This is a genomic window from Dolichospermum sp. UHCC 0259 (assembly GCF_009711935.1).
In the GTDB taxonomy this organism is placed as follows: domain Bacteria; phylum Cyanobacteriota; class Cyanobacteriia; order Cyanobacteriales; family Nostocaceae; genus Dolichospermum.
On sequence record NZ_VIKX01000323.1, the window covers coordinates 19,627 to 36,577 of the forward strand.

The window sequence follows — 16,951 nt, forward strand, 5'->3', positions numbered from 1 at the left end:
AATATTGCAGTATATAACATTTAGGAAAATAAATCAATGAGTTTACCGCTAAATACAGAGAACGAACAACCTGTTACCGAACCAATTCAGATTACTTATTTTATTGATATTCTTTGTATTTGGGCATATATTGCTCAAATTCGGATTGATGAATTGAAATCTACATTTAAAAACCAAATAGTGATTAATTATCACTTTGTTTCCGTATTTGGAGATGCCCGTTACAAACTAGAAAACCGTTGGCGCGATCGCGGTGGATTAGCCGGTTATAGTAACCACGTTCAAGAAGTAGTGGCAAGATTTAATCACCTCAGCGTACATCCAGAAGTTTGGAAAAATGTCACTCCCCATTCCTCCACCTCTTGCCATTTATTTCTGAAAGCTATTCATTTACTAGAAAGCAAAGGATTAATAGAAAGCAAAGGAACACAAAGTTGTTGCGAAACAGCTATTACCGCTTTACGTCAAGCTTTTTTTCAGGATTTACAGGATATTTCCCATCGCAAGGTACAGTGGTCAATTGCAGAAGCTTTAGAATTTCCTATCAGTCAAATTCAAGCAGAAATTGATAGTGGTGCAGCCTATGCTGAACTATCAAGGGATTTTCAAGAGGTGAAAGATTATAACGTTACTGTTAGCCCGACAATGATTTTTAATGAAGGACGACAACGTCTCAATGGCAATGTGGGCTATCGGGTTATGGAATCTAATATTCGGGAATTAATTTCCAATGTACCCGGAGAAGCATCGTGGTGCTAAATCTGTGAAAATTCATCTCTAGTTGTAGGGTGCGTCAGACTGGATAAATCCTGTAAATAAACAGATTGTTGGTATCTGACGCACCCTACCAATGTGCCAGTTGCGTAAGTCCTGTATTATTCTCACTTTAGTCATATAACCAAGTATTTTGGGAAAAATCCGCACTATCTTGATTAGGCTTTTCTTGCAGTCTTTCTACTGATCTATGAGATTTTTTGTATTGGATAGATTTGGAAATTTGACTAGCCTGTTGACTCAGTTGTGGATAAGATGGTTGAGTAGGTTGTTGTAAAACCTTGATTTCTTCTAGCAACTGAGAGTTAGAATCTGCTAATTGTAAAGCGGTTTGTTTCGTTTCCAAAAGTTCCTTCGTTAAACGTTCTACCAATGCTTCTTTTTCAGAAAAAGCTATTTGTAAATCACTAATTTGCTTGATTAAAGTGGATTCTTTTTGTTTTAATGTAGAAACTGTTTGTTGCAATTCTTTAATACTGGTTTCTAGTTCTAACTGATTATTGATGGGAATAACAGGATTATTATCCGTTTGTACTTGGGCTTCCAATACTGGTTCAGCCGAAATTTCAATTACAGGTTCACCTTGTAGAGGTGTAAATTTTGTGGTTTCTTCTTGTATTAAGTTAGAGAGATTTTTTTTAGGCATTACTTTATCAACTCCAATTACGCCGTCATTGTTTAAGTATACGCCTTGAAGTGACAATAAAATCTCAGATTCCCAATTTCTTGGAAAAATTGGATATTTGATTATTTCAGTTCAGGGATGATTAGCTGTATAGAATCAGATTTTAGGAGTTATTGACCGCAGATAAACGCAGATAAACGCAGATGAATACGGATGAATTATTGATATTAGTTCAGATAATAGATAAAATTAAGATGTTTAATTACCTATCCATTTTCTGTTTTGGCTACTATACCTTGTCCTCGTTGTCATCAAATTATTGATAGTCAAGCAATTACTTGTCCTCAATGTCGCTTGTTGCTGAAAGCTTACGGACATCCTGGTATTCCCTTGCACCGCGCTCAAGGAAATGATTATTTATGCGACAGTTGTAGTTATCATTTTGATCATACCTGTAATTTTCCCCAATATCCCTATGCTCAAGATTGTACTCTCTATCAAAATATGGAAGAAAGTACATTAGAATTGCAAAAGCAACATTCTCATCATAGCTTGAGTACAAGGATTAATAATTGGATTAAACGCCATCAAAGTTTGTTATTAATACTAGCGTTGTTATTAGTTTGTTTATTAATAACTTTGTTTAATTCTTGATTTGATGGTATTAGCTATCTCCTTAAACTTTCTTTAATTCTAAGTTTTCGGGCATAGTTTCCATTGTTGACGAAATCTCTTCTTCAAATATTTCTAAATCAAACCAAAAAGTAGTACCCATACCAACTTCACTTACCAAATTGACTTGACTGTGATGTCTATCCATAATGTTTCTGACAATTGATAAACCTAAACCTGTTCCTTCTAGAGTATGAACTCTATTTTCTACACGAAAGAATCGGTCGAAAATTGCTTGTTGATCTTCTGGTGCGATACCAATTCCTGTATCACTAATTTCAATTCTCACTTTACCAGCATGATGGTGAGCATGAGAATTAGCATTTAGTTGATAGGCACGAATAACTACCTTACCACCGGCTAGAGTAAATTTAAGAGAATTACCAATTAAATTCCCAAATACTTGCAGTAATAAATCATAATTGCCCAGAACAAAAGGTAAATTAGGGGTCAGTTCGTGGCATAGTTCAATACCTTTGTCTTTAGCATTAAGCTGATAGGTACGTAATGTTTGTTCTATAGCTTGTGGTAAGTCTACTTTATCAAAGGTGTAATTTCGACCTGATTCAAGTTTTGATAAATCTAAAACGTCATTAACTAAACGGGTGAGTCTATCAGTTTCATTATTAACTGTTTGCAGAAATTCTTTGCGTTCATCAATCCCTAAATCTTCACCATAATCATGCAGGGTTTCAATATAGGTTTTAATGTTAAATAAAGGTGTGCGTAATTCGTGAGAGATGTTGCTAATAAATTGGCTTTTTGCTTCATTTAGTTCTACCTCCCGGCTAATATCTTGGACGGTGATAGCTATGCCTTTAATACTTTCTCGTTGCAGGTTGAGAACTGTAGTTAAAACAATGCGAATTGTGCGTTGAGTGGGTTGTTTGAGGAGGATACGAAATTCGGCACTTTCACATTCACCTGCTGCCATTTCATACAAAGTCCGGGATATTTCCATTTGCACACTATGGGGTAAGTAATGCAGGATATTACTACCAACAACATCCACACCTTCCCAAGCAAAAATCCGTCTGGCGGTGGGATTGACTAATATTACTTGCATATTATTATCAATCAAAACTGCACCATCAGCAATGGTGGAAACTAAGGTTTCTAATTTAGCTTTTTCGGCAGTTAATTCTTCAATATTTTGTTCTTCATAACGTTCTAGCCGTTCTGCCATTTCATTAAAGCTGAAAATTAGTTCTCCTAGTTCACCACCTAGAGGTATATCTATCCGTTGTTTAAAGTTTCCAGCCGCAATTTGTTTAACGCCTACTAGCAATTCTTTAATAGGTTTAGTAATAGTTAAAGCATTAATTACTCCTGCTAAAATCACCATGACCCAAATTGTGATAAAGACGGCAATGGTAACATCACGGGTAAAATTAGTGGATATGACTGCGGTTTGATTAGGGTTAATACCAACTGCTAACACACCTAAGTATTTGTTGTCTACTATTAAAGGCACAAATACATCGGTAACTGCACCATCGGGGGTGTTATGCTGCCTAACCATTGGCTGATCTTCATTGCCAGGATAATCTTCTGGTAGTTGGATATGGCGCTTAATGGTGAGGGAGTTTTCTACCTCTGGTTCCCAAAAGGGAAGACCAAAAAAGATTTGCCCAGTTTCATCGGCGTATAACATATAACGCACGCTAGAAGTGGCACTGAAAAAACGTTGGGAAAATTGGGCAACTTCAGTTAAATTTTGATCGGCAATTAGGGGGGCTACATTTGCCGCCAGGAGTAATCCTAGATCACGACCAAAGCGGGTATCATTGAGACGTGCATCTTGCTGAATTGTGTTTACAGCCCAGAAGGTCAAACCACTCATGACCAAGGAAACCATGAGGGTGGCGACGGCTAGGAGTTTGGTCTGAAGAGTGAATTCTGACCACCAATTGGCGATACTTGCGGCGAGGGATGCGTTGCCTTTGTCCAGCGCAGCGATCGCTTTTGACGCACCAGAGGCAAATTCATTTCGGAAATTTCTAAAAATATCCAGCATCTTAAAATACAAGTGTTAGTAAGTAGTTAGACAAAATTAAATTCAATCGGGTCGTCAGGGAAAAGGGAACAGAAAGACAATGTGTGTAATTAATTTTGTCCGATTACCTCTTCTTTCCTAATTTAACTATGTTTTTGGAGTAATCGTGAAAACTAAGTCGAAACAGAGGTTATGTGATGTGACTATTACAATGTAAAATAGGTAATAATCTCCAGTTCAACATCGAGAATATTTTGACTTTCCTAGTTGAACTCACATTCTAACTCAGTAAATTATTTCCCAAATACTTATAACTAACCGAATTAAAATTTTTCTCTTCTATTTATGACTTCTCCTGAAATACCCCGCAAATTACCCAGTCAAGCGATCGCTGCGAAAATTTTTCACGTCGGCAATGTCATCAGTTTATTTATCATGATCACCAGCGGCTTGCAAATTTACAATGCAAACCCTGTCTTTGGTGGACGTGGTGGATTAACTATTTTCCCCCTGTTTACTTTGGGTGGTTGGTTGGCTGGAGGTAGACATTGGCATTTTGCAGCCATGTGGCTATTTTCTATAAATCTGTTTTTCTATGGAATTTATATTTTTGTTACCCAACGCTGGAAAAATAGATTTGTTAGCAGCAAAGATATCAAAGCATTACAAAAAACTCAGAATCACCAACGTTTAAACTATGCTTGGCATCGAATTATTTATACAGCCATCATTCCGATTTTATTACTAGCAATATTTACAGGCATAGGAATGTATAAACCTGCTCAATTTTATTGGATAGTTGATATTTTTGGCAGTTGGCAAGCATTAAGAATTGCCCACTTTGCTTCTGTACCAATAGTCGTAATATTTGTTTGGTTTCATTGGCGATTGGGGCAGAATGTAGGCGGCAATGCCCTAACAAAATCTATGTTTTGGTAAAAAGTAACAACATTGAGGAATCAAAATGAATAATCATGAATTTACACGGAGAAAGTTTTTAGAAATTTCCGGTTTGTCGAGTATGAGTTTATTATTGGGTGGTTGTGGTACACCGATGTTTTCAGACTTGGTAGGAAAACTTTCTGAACCTCTCAATCAGAAATTTCAAGAATTAATATTTCAGCCTCAAAAGCCAGTTCCCGAATTTTTACCTAGTCAAATTGAACCAAGTAAATTAATAATTAATAGCTTTAAATCTACACCCATTATTGATTTAGAAAAATATCGTTTAATTGTAGATGGTGAAGTAAATCATCCACTGAGTTTAAGTATGGCAGATATTCAAGCCTTACCCCTTACTTCTATGATTATTCGTCATGTTTGTGTAGAAGGCTGGGCAGCAATTGTCCAATGGGGTGGCATTCGTTTGAGAGAAATTATTGCCCTTTCTCAACCTAAATCCCAGGTTAAATATGCCTATTTTCAATCAGCAGATGGTTATTATGAAAGTTGGGATATAGCTTCAGTTTTACACCCACAAACCCTATTAGCTTATCAAAAAAATGGTGCAGCTTTGCCTGTGGAAAATGGTGCGCCTTTACGATTAGCTTCACCCATTAAACTTGGCTATAAACAAAGTAAATGGGTAACACGAGTTACCCTCACCAGTAAATTATCAAATGCTAAAGGTTATTGGGAAGATATGGGTTATGAATGGTTCGCTGGATTGTAAATTGAGTCAGGAGTCAGGAGTCAGGAGTCAGGAGTCAGGAGTCAGGAGTCAGGAGTCAGGATGAAGAAGAAAGAAGGAAATTTCTAATGACCAATTACCAATTACCTTATTTTTTCACTAAAATATAGGCATTTGTATATTCAGGTAATTTTTGAATATATCGTTCAAAATCTTTTTCACTAGCAAAAGTTCCTGCTAAGAAATCAAGTTGATAGAGGTTAGGTAAAAATGCCCCACCTGTATCGGCAATTACGCCCATTCTTAACCGTTTCTGATTGTCTTCAGTAACAATTATTCTGCCTAAACCAATGTTTAGCACATCTCCTGCAAATGTTACTCCTGGTTTAATGGATATTTTAGCATCTATTTTATATCCATAACCTTTAATTGCATCAACTTCTTGAAAATACCAATAACGCTTTTGTGCAGTAGCTTTTAAGCCCCGAATATAGGACATTCCATTATTTTTGTCTACGTTTAAAAACTCTTTAGTTCCATCAGTAAAATTAACTAAAACAGTTCCCTGCATTAGTGCTGCTTCTAAACCATTGCGAGTTAAATAAGCAATAGGTTTAACCTTGCCAAATTCCTTACCTCCAGGTTCATAAATACCTGATAAAACGTCTTGTTTTGTATATTTAGTGTAAAATTTATCTTGACTCACTTCTTCGTTAATAGCGTAAATTGGTGTATTGTATTTAGAAGTTTTTTGTCGAGAACCTGAATGAATAAAAGCTGCATATTTAGTAATTCTTAATTTTTTCTGTTGGGGATTTTCTGGGTTATGGGCAGACCATTTAATTACGCGAAAATTGGCGTTAATAAAGTTAGGATCTTGTAACCGAGTTGTTCGCTTATTAGAAATGTCTTCTTCTAAGACGACAATCATAAAATCTAATGTTTTCAGAATATCTTTAACGGTAACTCCTTGAGTTACTAAGATACCTGTGCGTTGAATATCGGGATCTTCTTGAGAGTATTTTTGAAAATATTTTCTAGTATTTGTAAGTACGGTTAATAAATCACCTTGATTAAAATTGATGGGATTATTTGGTAATTTTCCTGCTGTCAATACTCGATTAGAATTAATACTGTATTGATATTTTTTCCATTCATTAATAACTGAATAGAATGCGTATTTTACATTATTTTTGGCATTTATGTTAGAGGGTTTTGGCGTAGATAAATTATTAGTAAATGCTTCAATTGGAGGATTTCCTATTTGGGATAATGATACATTTTTAACAATTTGTTGTTGTTGAATTGGCTGCTTATTAGTGAAACTAATTACCAATAAAGCAGTAATAAATGCTGTGATTTTGAATTTTTGATTAAGTAGGTAAACATAATAAAACCAATATATGTTTAGTTTTGTGAAACCCGTAAAACAACCTATTTGTAAGGCATTCATTGAATTTACATTTCGTCACATACCTTTAAATTTTTCGGTTTACCTACTTAAATAGAATACGCATAATTCATGAAGACCAACAATGATTATGCCCCATTTTAGCATTCTCAGAAATGTTGACAATGGGAAATATGCCCAATTATGATGATTAATCATCCATTTCTTTTAAGGTAGCTAATGCTGAAGGTGATAAACGACTAAGATAGCGGAATATCCAATATTTAACTATAGTGTCTAAAATTACAGGAAATGTGGCAATAAACATAAAGATATAATTTCTATTTGCTGGTAAACCTAAGTGTTCTGTAAATCCTTCCAGAATTATTTCCCAACCATGAGGTGAGTGAAAGCCGACAAATACATCTGTACAGAGGATAATTAAAAAAGCTTTAGCACTATCGCTTAAACCATAAACAACTTGATCTATAAAGTGTTGAAGAGAAATAATATCTTTGGTACTAAAAATAATGACCAATGCAAAAGCAATTAAGGCTATAATATCAGCAAAGGTATTACTAATGGCGTTGGTACTTTTATGTTGAAATTTTGCTGCTAGTTCTATGGCTTTGGCTTTAATCTTAGATTCTCGATTTTCTGGAGAAATTTTAGTTTCTGAATCCAGTAAACTTTCAAACTTTAATTTTGCTGTAAATATTTTTAATTCATGAAAGGCTTTGTCTTCCATTTCCTGATTGAGAAAAATTTGCCCGGAGTTATCGTTTCTCAGGTTTTCTACTATGGGAAGAATAAACAGCCGTTTGGATAGGTGATGAGTTAGCAGGGGAATTATAATCAATAATAATAAGAATTTGATGGCTATAGTTGTCCGCTGTCTGGATATTTGATATTTTTTAATAAATTCTTGATCTGCGTTTGGAGATATATCACTGAGAATTTTCTGGAATGTTTTTCCAATTGATCTGGGAAATATGCCCGTTTTTAAGAATGTAAATGATTGTGAAGAGGTATCTTTATTAGATGATTGTGATGATTTTTTCACGGTAAGATAAATCTTTCTAGTTTGAGTCCGAGGTTAGATGTAGCTATTATAAACTCCTACAACTATAACAATTAAAAAAGTTTATATTCAACTGTGAAATAAATACCATTTTCTTGTAATGTATTTCCAGTTCTATCTAACTTAACTAAGGGAATACCCCAATCAATTCTAGCATTAAAGTTGTTAGCAACTAGAAAACGTAAACCTAAACCGACGGATGATAAGGTTTGTTTGGGAATCTTAACTTCAGAATCAGAGTGATTCCAAACTGTGCCAAAATCGAAAAATGGAGCTAATTGGACTGTAGTTTGCCATTTAGGTATTTTCAGGATTGGGGTACGCAGTTCTGCGGATGCAAATAAGCCATTGTCAGCCAATAATTGATCTTGACGATAACCTCTAATGCTCTGTTGCCCACCAATACTTAGTTGTTCGAGGGGGACTAGAGGACGATCAGCTAGTTGTAAATCAGAGCGCAATAATAAGGTTGTATCTGGTGTTAATAAGCGTAAATATTGGGTTTGTCCCCGCCAAGTTATAAACTGACTATCAGGTGCTTTATCGTTAATGGTGGAATTTAAAGCATTAATCCCCCAGTTAAATTGCGAACGGAGAGCAAATACTTGTTGGGTATTTCTTTGAGTATATTCCTGGAAAAAACGGAGAGCAGAAATTTTTGTTTCTCCTTGTTCGTTTGCACCGATAGATAAAGGAAAAGGAATATTTAAAAGTGAGGTTTGTGATTCTTGTCGAGAAGCTGTTAAACCTATGGTAAATTCTTCCTTTGGTGTTTGTTTTAGGGGTTGACGATAGGTGATTTGATAGTTGTGTGATTCTGACTGGATATCTAAGGTGTTAAAGGGCTTTTCCAGAATATTACTATTGCTTAGACTATAGTTTAAGCTAATAGTCCCATTGTAGGGGTTGATGGGAAATGAATAACTTAAATCATCGAGGGAGTTACTACCATCGGTATTGATATAGCCTACATGAAAGCGATCGCCAAATCCTAAAAGATTATTGTGACTAATTTGCAATTGACGGCGGATACTACCAACACTAGGTGATCTTTGATTATCAAAATTTAGCTGAGTAGAGAAAGCTTGAGCCTCCCGCACCTTGATTTCTAATGTACTTACCCCCGGACGAGAACCGGCTGCTAATTCTGCTGATAAATTAGCAATTAAAGGGTCAAGTTGGAGCATTTGTAAGGACTCAAGCAAGCGATTTTGATTTAAAGGAGCTTTGGTCGCTAATGCCAATCTACTGCGAAGATAACCAGCTTTTAATCTTTGTAAACCTGTAACATTAATTGACTCAACTTCACCTTCAATCACTTCTATTTTTACTACCCCATTTTTTAATTCTTGGGGAGGGATAAATGCTCCAGATGTAATATATCCAGATTTTACATATAGTTGGCTAATAGCTTCCTGCGCTTTAAGTAATTCAGCAAAAGAAATAGGATGTTTAGTAAAAGGTTCTAATGTTTTTGCTAATTCTGTTTGACTAAAAACAGTGCTACCAATAACATCAAATTGTGTAACTGTAATTGTTCCCGGAATTTGTTCTAATGATGGTTGGAGAATTGAAGGAATTTGTCCTGGTGTTGGTAATAGCTCTTCTAAAGGTGGTAATGGTTGAGTTTCGGGTAGAGGTTGGGGAGTTGGTAATACTGTTGGATCTTTAGGTGTAACAGGTTGTGTAATTATTTGGGCGTTAGCTGATAATAAGAGATTGGGGAAAAAAATCACCAATTCAATAGAAAAAAATAACCAATTAAATATGATTTTGTAGGAATTTTGAGGTTGGTTTTTCACTTTTTTAACACACCTTAATTTTGCAATAATAAATAGTAACATACTGATCTAAAACCTCATCTTACTATCCTTTTTTTAAGATGATGAATTTCTATCAAATTAGAGCCAATTACCTATGAGTACAAAAGCTGACCAAAAATAGGGATGTTTAAATTCCTCTTGATTTAAAATTGCTAATTGAGCGCGACGCAGAGCTTCAGATTTTGTAATTTTACTATTAGCTAATTCCTGATAAAATTTAGTCATGAGTAAAGAGGTTGCTTGATCATCAACAGACCAAAGACTAGCAACTGTACTCCGCACTCCAGCTTTGACTGCTATTCCTGCTAAACCTAAACTAGCTCTTTTGTCTCCACTTGCAGTTTGACAAGCACTTAAAACTAATAATTCAATTGGACGAATTTGCTTTTTATCAGAACGTAGTATATTCGTCAGTTGATCAATGTTTAATTGACTATCCCAGGTTAAAATAAAAGTATCTTCTGCTTTGGAACTAAATTGACCATGAGTTGCTAAATGAACTATTTGAGCCGGATATTGTTTAATATTTTTTTCTAGAGTTGAGTTTGTAAAAGACTCATTTTTTAATAAAATTCCATTAGGAAACTTAGCTTTAATTTGTGCTAATTCTAATATTACATTAGGAAGGGCATCAAATTTTTCACGAGATTCACTTATTCCTGCTGCAAACAATTGTACTTGTTCTCGTAATAAAGGTTTAATATCTACAAGTTGCAAGCTAGGAGCAAGAGCAATGCTATATTTTTCGATTAAATATTGTTTACCATCATAAAGAGCAGCTAAGGGAATATTTCTGAATACTCCATCCGAAATAAAGACTAAATTTTTAATCTTGCTATGTTCTAATTTTGTAGCTAATTCTTTGTTAATTAACCAATTATAAATTTGTTGAGATAATCTTAATCTTCTTTTGTTTGCACCTCTAGCATTAGTTAATTCACGTTTTAATTCTTTAATACCGTTCTCTAAATCTACTTGAGATATAGGTTGTGAATACTTTTGTAGCGGTTGATTCGGTAAAGCTACAATTAATTCTAGCCTATCTTTTAAAATCAGAGTATAGAAAACAGCAGTGGTAGGATCATTAAGTTCATCTATTTCTACAGGTTTACTGTTTAAACAAGCATTACGGAAGAAATTATCTAATTCTGCTAGTTGTAAATCTTCAATTACTTGTCTAGCTTCTTTAAGTTCTGCTTGACTGGAGTTTTCATGTAATAATAATCCTGCTAATTCTCGATAAACTGGTTCAACATCTTCTCGAAAAGAAAATTGCAAATCGGAACTAATAGCAACTAAATCAGTTCTGATATTTTTTAAAGTTTTCACAGTTTGTTGATAGGCAAATATGGCATCTTTTTGGTTTCCTGCTGCTGCTAATATTCTACCTAGTTGCCATTGCCATTTATAACTAATATCTGGTGCTTTAATTCTTTGAGCAATTAATACTGCTTTTTCTGTCAATTTTTGCGCTTCTGGATAGCGGTGATTTTTTTCATAGACATTACCTAGCACTCCTAACGTATAACTTTCAGCACGATTATCTGCTAATTTTTGCGCTAAATTTAATGCTGTTGCTAATTCTTTAACAATTAAATTTTGATAAGTTTTCGCTATTTCTTTATTTTTGAGAATAGTTTTAGCGAAAGTAATCCGAGCATAAACCGCACTGCGACTAGCAGGTAGTTTAGTTAAAATATCTTGGATTTTGGGAATTAATACTTGAACTTCTGGTACTTTTTGATCAGATAATAACAAATCAAATTGATTTAAATAGGCTTGAATGAGTAAATCGGAAGTAGGTGATTTTTCAATGGCTTGTTGATAATAATTAATAGCTTGCTCAGAGTTTAATTTTAATCTCTGGGTTTTACCTAAACTAATGAAAACTTCAGTTATAATGGTAGAATTAGATGCTAATTTTTTAGCAACAGTCAAACTTTGATTTAAGACTTGTGTAGATTCATCTAATTTTCTTACTCCTCGAAGAACATCACCTAAAGTTAAAAGTGCTTTAGCTTTGAGTAAAGTATCTGGTTGTTTATCTAAAATTGCTTGAGTTGCCGTCAAATTTTTAACAGCTTGATTATATAAACCTAACCCTTGTAATGACTGAGATTCGTTAATTTTAGTTCTAATTAATCCTATACTGTCTCCTGATTTTTCATAAATATCAATTATCTGTTGCCAAGTATCTAAAGAAGCTTGAGAATCACCAATAGATAATTGAATTTGTCCTTGCACTTCCAGAGTTTTTGCCAATAATTCTTGACGCTTTTTGTTGTCTGCTATTTTGGATAAATATTTGATGCTTTCTGCTACAGCCTGTTTAGCTTCTTGAGGATTTCCCATTTTCTGGTAAACTAAACCTAAATTTCGCCAAGCTATAATTTGTCCAGTCAAATTATCTTGTTTTTGATAGTTATTAATGGCATCTTTTAAGTTGGTAATAGCTGGTTGAAATTCTCCATTTTCGTATAATTTTTGAGCTTGATTTTCCAAAGATAGAGAACTTTCAGAAGTTATGGAAATATTACTAACATTAGCTAAAACAGGAAAAGGATTCAATACATAGCTTAATGATAATAAACTTAAAACCAAGAGCTTGCGATTTAGCATTATGATATTGCCCCCTCATACCCATTTCTTTAGTCTACTATACCCCTGTTACAACTTTTGCACTTTATTTAATCCACATTCCTTAGAGGATGTTTGAAAAGTATCAGAATTAATTGAGATCCCCCCAACCCCCCTTAAAAAGGGGGGCTAAATTCCTCAAAGTCCCCCTTAAAAAGGGGGACTTAGGGGGATCTGCGGGTGTCAGATCCCACACGAAAAAGTTTTCAAACAATCTCTTAGGAAAATATTTATTACAACAATTGGAAACAGCAATTGCTTTGGAGGGGTTTAAGCAGATTTGGATTGGATTGAAACTGCCAGTAAGTAGGTGAACACAATAAAACCGAACTGTGTAAAGAAACTAACGACAATTTTCAACGCCAACCTACTTATTTTAACTGAAGCTGTTAAACTTTATGAAAGTAATAGTTATCTACCAACAATCGGTGTAGAAACCAGCAGATGCGATCGCGTTTATGTAAAATATCTATGATCAAGATATTCCAAGATTTACTTAATCTTTTTCTTAAATCTTCTTGTCCGCTGTGTCAACGTTCTACGCAGAGGGAACTTTGTCCATATTGTATTCGGCAAATCCAAAGTTGCCATAAGCAAAATCCCGCTTATTTATGGAAGCAACCATTACCCATATTTGTGTGGGGAAATTATGGTGGTGCTGTTAAAAGGGCGATCGCTGCCCTAAAATATGAGAATCAACCACAAATTGGTTATGTTTTAGGCGAATGGTTAGGGGAATCATGGTTATTACATTCACCTCAACCACAACAACAGGTTTTAGTTGTTCCTATTCCTATGCACCCTAAAAAACAAAAACAACGCGGTTTTAATCAAGCCGCATTAATAGCGGAAGGTTTTTGTAATGTGACAGGATACAAATTGAAAGTCAATGCTTTAGAACGCATTAAGGAAACTGAAGCCCTATTTAATTTGTCCCCAGTCCAAAGACAAGAAAACTTAGCAGATGCTTTTATCATTGGTAAAGATTTGCGTCGTCGTCCCCATATACCAATATTATTAGTAGATGATATTTATACTACTGGTGCTACTGTTAAAGCTGCTGTCAAGACATTTGAACAACATCAAATTACAGTCTTGGGTGTAGCCGCTGTTGCCACGACAAATAAATAAAAATAAAGCTATATTAGATTGGTTGCTCGATATTTGTGGGAACAGTATTTTTATTTATGAAAAAGATTTTTACAGTGCATTTAAACCAAATGTTAATTATTCCTATCACATTACTAACAATGGGAATATGGATCAAAACAGCCTCAGCACAAAATAAGTTATATAGCCCTATTCCATTAATTAATTTGACAGAAATTTCTGATACTCTATCAAATAAGGATATTCCCACAGGTCAAGGGGGATTTGCGCGTGATTATTCCATCAAATTAAATCAGGGTGATAATTTATCTATTGATTTGTCATCGGAAAACTTTGACGGTATTATTACACTATTAGCTCCCAATGGTTCAACAGCAGGAGAAAATGATGATGCTCCTGATGGTACCAGCAATTCTCTATTATTTACCCGCATTACAGAAGCAGGAACTTACATTGTGCGGGTTCGCTCTTTTGGGGAAACTGGGGTGGGTAACTTTAAACTCAAGGTAACAAAACTGCAACCAGTTAAGTAGATATAAACCACCATTTGTATATACATCTAGTTTAATTAATTGGAGTTTTAGTAGTGGTTATATGAATATAAAAATGGTAATTTTTTTGATTTCATAAAATTCAATCCTCTTACAAACAACAACTAATAGCCAACTCCGCATTTTTCACCAACGTCTCCTTATCAAGGGTCGAAACTGAATATTGAGGAGTTGCTTGTAATAACTTTTCCACCCTCTCCCGCGCAGCTTCTACAACTGCTGCATCTAAACTACCATTATCCAAACTAGCAGAAAAATCTTCAGCTATTTTATATGTTCGTTCTAAAGAAGAAGAATTGATATTTCGAGAAACTATAAACAAATCACAACCAGCATGAAAAGCCCGCACAACTGTTCCTGATTGCATAAACATCTCAGATACAGCTTTCATATCTAAATCATCAGAAACTATCACACCTTGAAAACCTAACTCTTCTCGTAAAATATCATTCAAAATGATTTTAGATAAAGTTGCTGGTACTTCTGGATCAATTTGTGGGAACAAAATATGCGCCGTCATAATTAACGGAATTTGTGACTGAATTAATGTTTGAAAAGGAATCAATTCCCGATTTCGCAAATCTTCTAAACTCAAATTTAAGATTGGTAATTCCAAATGGGAATCTGTGCTGGTGTCGCCGTGTCCAGGAAAGTGTTTAGCAGAACCTAAAATTCCTTCTTCCCGTAATCCTTGGTAATATTCTCGCGCTGCTTGACTAGCGGTTTCTGGTGTAGTTCCAAATGCACGAGCGCCAATAATTGGGTTTTGGGGATTAGAGAAAATATCTGCAACCGGAGACCAAGAAAGATTAATTCCCAGTGATTTTAATTCTAGTGCTGTGGCTTTGGCAACTTCATAAGCATGAGACTGCAATAAATAAGCTTGAGGAAAGCGGGTAATTGGTAAAGGTGTCCGCACAACTCGCCCACCTTCATGATCTAAAGTAGTAAATATGGAGTCACGCTCAGTATATTGGCGAACTTCATGAATGAGGTTTTTAAACTGTTCTAACCAAACTGGATATGGTACACCGTCAAGAAAGTTTTTGGCAAAAAAGATGACACCAATCGGTTTTAGTTCATTTAACGCCCGTTTATCATCATCATTTAAACTTGTCCCGGAAATACCCAGAATGAGATGATTACCAAAGCTTTGTGATGATTGGGATATTGACATAATTAGTTTGATATCAATAAAGGATAAAGCCTTTTCTACTTTATCCTTCCAGCTTACTAAAAGTTGGAAACTAATAACTCACTTTTGGCATTAGCCATGTCTTCAGTTTTTGGTGGAGATGGTTTTAAGGTCATTTGTGGGGCATTTTGTTGTAAAACTACAGCTTTATAAGCTACGATTCCAGTATGTTCACTATCGAGACAACGAGCCGCAGTTCGAGATAAATCCAGGTTTCTGGGTAAAATATACGGACCACGATCATTAACGCGCACAATCACGGATTTATTGTTTTCTAAATTTGTAACTTTTAAGAAAGTATTAAAAGGTAAGGTGCGATGGGCAACAGTAAAATCATCTTGATTATATATCTCACCATTTGCGGTTAAGCGACCATGAAAATAGCCACCATACCAAGAAGCTATACCAGAAAGTTTTGTGGTTGAGGACTGTAATCCATACATTTCCATTTGTCCTTGTACCAGTGTCAGCGGTTTGGTATGGAGTGCTGCTCGCAAATTATTAGTCCATTCTATTGCTAAAATATCACCGCTGCGACCAAGTTGCTGAGAGAGTTTTTGATCTATTGCAAATAGTAAGCGATTACCTACCATCAAGGAAGGAGTTTTATCCACTAAGCCCGGTTGTAATTGTGTAGGCTGTACAGCAGGTGATTTCATTAATTGCTGCAAGCGATTTTGTAATGCTTTGGCTGTAATTTTATCAGGTAGTCTGGCAACAAAACTGTTGTTAACCCATACTTCGTAACTGGATGGATTCCGCTTGACAATCAATACTGGTGAGTAGTCATAACTTCCGTTTGGATCAACTGAATTGCTGATGACATTAAAGAAGCTTTGGAGCGATCGCACAACAGTAGAAGGTGATAAATCTACTTTAGGAAGACTAACTTGTGTAACTACTGGCAAAAAGTTAGTAGCATTTTTCAAGTGAGGTTGTGCAGCTATATTTTCTGGCACAGAGGGACAAAATTGCGTTTCTTTTGCCTTCAAGGTTATTGAAGGTGCGGCGATAGACTTATCTCTGTAGGATGATAATCGCCTATTTATCCAGTCAAACGTGAAAGCAGTTTTTGATATTAAGGTTTTTTGCCAAGCATTTTTATGTTGTTGAGCGATCGTCAGAAATTGAGCTTGCGGCTTAATTAAGTTGGCTGGACGTTGGATTGGAGAAAATGCAGCTATTAAACCCAATGGTAAATTTGCCGTCAACACCAAAGCACCACCTGTAAAGGATGTCACCCATAGTATTCCCGTTGATATCATAGTTTAGTTATTCTCCAGATAGATGCACAATTCCTAGAGAAATAATCCCCAGGTTGAATAAAAAAAGAGTTTTATGGAACAAAGAAAAAATTTTCTTGGAATTACATAATTTCTATGCGTTTTCAGATTTAATTATGATTAAACTGTCTGGGATCATCATATACCGTAATGGAGATTTAAATAAATAAAAGTTTTAAATCTA

The 16,951-nt window shown here is 35.1% G+C and carries 14 protein-coding genes and 1 pseudogene; 7 read left to right on the forward strand and 8 right to left on the reverse strand.

Annotated elements, in window-relative coordinates; all coding sequences use genetic code 11:
• The first annotated feature begins 36 nt into the window (after nt 1-36).
• The gene (locus FJR05_RS25685) at nt 37-759 is read left to right on the forward strand and encodes a DsbA family protein (RefSeq protein ID WP_168646719.1); all 723 of its coding nucleotides are present in this window, start codon (nt 37-39) and stop codon (nt 757-759) included.
• A 127-nt stretch (nt 760-886) separates the two neighbouring features.
• Here the strand turns inward: FJR05_RS25685 and FJR05_RS25690 are convergent, their stop codons facing one another.
• A complete protein-coding gene (locus FJR05_RS25690) occupies nt 887-1,420 on the reverse strand; it encodes a hypothetical protein (protein WP_168646720.1) in 534 nt (177 codons plus the stop codon).
• Nucleotides 1,421-1,681: 261 nt separating this feature from the next.
• Between FJR05_RS25690 and FJR05_RS25695 the strand changes: the two genes are divergently transcribed.
• Nucleotides 1,682-2,053, forward strand: coding sequence for a zinc ribbon domain-containing protein (locus FJR05_RS25695; protein WP_168646721.1), 372 nt, complete (start codon nt 1,682-1,684; stop codon nt 2,051-2,053).
• Nucleotides 2,054-2,075: 22 nt separating this feature from the next.
• On the opposite strand, the gene nblS is transcribed toward FJR05_RS25695, so the two are convergent.
• Nucleotides 2,076-4,088 (reverse strand): two-component system sensor histidine kinase NblS, encoded by a 2,013-nt coding sequence (gene nblS, locus FJR05_RS25700; protein ID WP_254447114.1) that lies wholly within the window; start codon nt 4,086-4,088, stop codon nt 2,076-2,078.
• Between the two features lie 324 nt (nt 4,089-4,412).
• Between nblS and FJR05_RS25705 the strand changes: the two genes are divergently transcribed.
• The gene (locus tag FJR05_RS25705; RefSeq protein ID WP_168646722.1) at nt 4,413-5,006 is read left to right on the forward strand and encodes a cytochrome b/b6 domain-containing protein; all 594 of its coding nucleotides are present in this window, start codon (nt 4,413-4,415) and stop codon (nt 5,004-5,006) included.
• A gap of 25 nt (nt 5,007-5,031) precedes the next feature.
• The gene (locus FJR05_RS25710; RefSeq protein ID WP_168646723.1) at nt 5,032-5,739 is read left to right on the forward strand and encodes a molybdopterin-dependent oxidoreductase; all 708 of its coding nucleotides are present in this window, start codon (nt 5,032-5,034) and stop codon (nt 5,737-5,739) included.
• A 106-nt stretch (nt 5,740-5,845) separates the two neighbouring features.
• Here the strand turns inward: FJR05_RS25710 and FJR05_RS25715 are convergent, their stop codons facing one another.
• The 4 genes from FJR05_RS25715 to FJR05_RS25730 form a co-directional block, all read right to left on the reverse strand.
• Nucleotides 5,846-7,150, reverse strand: a complete 1,305-nt coding sequence (locus tag FJR05_RS25715) for a hypothetical protein (RefSeq protein ID WP_254447116.1) — start codon at nt 7,148-7,150, stop codon at nt 5,846-5,848.
• Nucleotides 7,151-7,298: 148 nt separating this feature from the next.
• On the reverse strand, nt 7,299-8,150 hold the full coding sequence (locus tag FJR05_RS25720) for a CemA family protein (protein WP_371416945.1): 852 nt from the start codon (nt 8,148-8,150) through the stop codon (nt 7,299-7,301).
• Between the two features lie 71 nt (nt 8,151-8,221).
• Complete coding sequence (locus FJR05_RS25725; RefSeq protein WP_371416946.1) at nt 8,222-9,970, reverse strand: ShlB/FhaC/HecB family hemolysin secretion/activation protein; 1,749 nt, start codon at nt 9,968-9,970, stop codon at nt 8,222-8,224.
• 99 nt (nt 9,971-10,069) lie between these two features.
• On the reverse strand, nt 10,070-12,610 hold the full coding sequence (locus FJR05_RS25730) for a CHAT domain-containing protein (protein ID WP_168646725.1): 2,541 nt from the start codon (nt 12,608-12,610) through the stop codon (nt 10,070-10,072).
• A 394-nt stretch (nt 12,611-13,004) separates the two neighbouring features.
• Between FJR05_RS25730 and FJR05_RS28100 the strand changes: the two are divergent.
• From FJR05_RS28100 to FJR05_RS25745, 3 genes and pseudogenes are all read left to right on the forward strand, one after another.
• Nucleotides 13,005-13,103 (forward strand): annotated as a pseudogene (locus FJR05_RS28100) (GNAT family N-acetyltransferase); the annotation flags it as partial.
• Nucleotides 13,100-13,759, forward strand: a complete 660-nt coding sequence (locus FJR05_RS25740; RefSeq protein ID WP_168646726.1) for a ComF family protein — start codon at nt 13,100-13,102, stop codon at nt 13,757-13,759. The pseudogene FJR05_RS28100 and the gene FJR05_RS25740, both read left to right, overlap by 4 nt.
• A 56-nt stretch (nt 13,760-13,815) precedes the next feature.
• Nucleotides 13,816-14,271, forward strand: coding sequence for a PPC domain-containing protein (locus tag FJR05_RS25745; RefSeq protein ID WP_168646727.1), 456 nt, complete (start codon nt 13,816-13,818; stop codon nt 14,269-14,271).
• A gap of 109 nt (nt 14,272-14,380) precedes the next feature.
• Here the strand turns inward: FJR05_RS25745 and nagZ are convergent, their stop codons facing one another.
• Together nagZ and FJR05_RS28105 are read right to left on the reverse strand one after the other, a co-directional pair.
• Nucleotides 14,381-15,466: a beta-N-acetylhexosaminidase gene (gene nagZ, locus FJR05_RS25750; RefSeq protein WP_168646728.1), complete on the reverse strand. Its 1,086-nt coding sequence runs from the start codon at nt 15,464-15,466 to the stop codon at nt 14,381-14,383.
• 56 nt (nt 15,467-15,522) lie between these two features.
• The gene (locus tag FJR05_RS28105) at nt 15,523-16,725 is read right to left on the reverse strand and encodes a septal ring lytic transglycosylase RlpA family protein (protein ID WP_217385700.1); all 1,203 of its coding nucleotides are present in this window, start codon (nt 16,723-16,725) and stop codon (nt 15,523-15,525) included.
• Nucleotides 16,726-16,951: the final 226 nt, after the last annotated feature.

What these genes read in the sequence shown, in the direction of transcription:
- FJR05_RS25685 (WP_168646719.1), top strand. Translation starts at nt 37, where the DNA reads ATGAGTTTACCGCTAAATACAGAGAACGAACAACCTGTTACCGAACCA.
- FJR05_RS25690 (WP_168646720.1), bottom strand. Translation starts at nt 1,420, where the DNA reads ATGCCTAAAAAAAATCTCTCTAACTTAATACAAGAAGAAACCACAAAA.
- nblS (WP_254447114.1), bottom strand. Translation starts at nt 4,088, where the DNA reads ATGCTGGATATTTTTAGAAATTTCCGAAATGAATTTGCCTCTGGTGCG.
- FJR05_RS25705 (WP_168646722.1), top strand. Translation starts at nt 4,413, where the DNA reads ATGACTTCTCCTGAAATACCCCGCAAATTACCCAGTCAAGCGATCGCT.
- FJR05_RS25710 (WP_168646723.1), top strand. Translation starts at nt 5,032, where the DNA reads ATGAATAATCATGAATTTACACGGAGAAAGTTTTTAGAAATTTCCGGT.
- FJR05_RS25715 (WP_254447116.1), bottom strand. Translation starts at nt 7,150, where the DNA reads ATGAATGCCTTACAAATAGGTTGTTTTACGGGTTTCACAAAACTAAAC.
- FJR05_RS25730 (WP_168646725.1), bottom strand. Translation starts at nt 12,610, where the DNA reads ATGCTAAATCGCAAGCTCTTGGTTTTAAGTTTATTATCATTAAGCTAT.
- FJR05_RS25740 (WP_168646726.1), top strand. Translation starts at nt 13,100, where the DNA reads ATGATCAAGATATTCCAAGATTTACTTAATCTTTTTCTTAAATCTTCT.
- FJR05_RS25745 (WP_168646727.1), top strand. Translation starts at nt 13,816, where the DNA reads ATGAAAAAGATTTTTACAGTGCATTTAAACCAAATGTTAATTATTCCT.
- nagZ (WP_168646728.1), bottom strand. Translation starts at nt 15,466, where the DNA reads ATGTCAATATCCCAATCATCACAAAGCTTTGGTAATCATCTCATTCTG.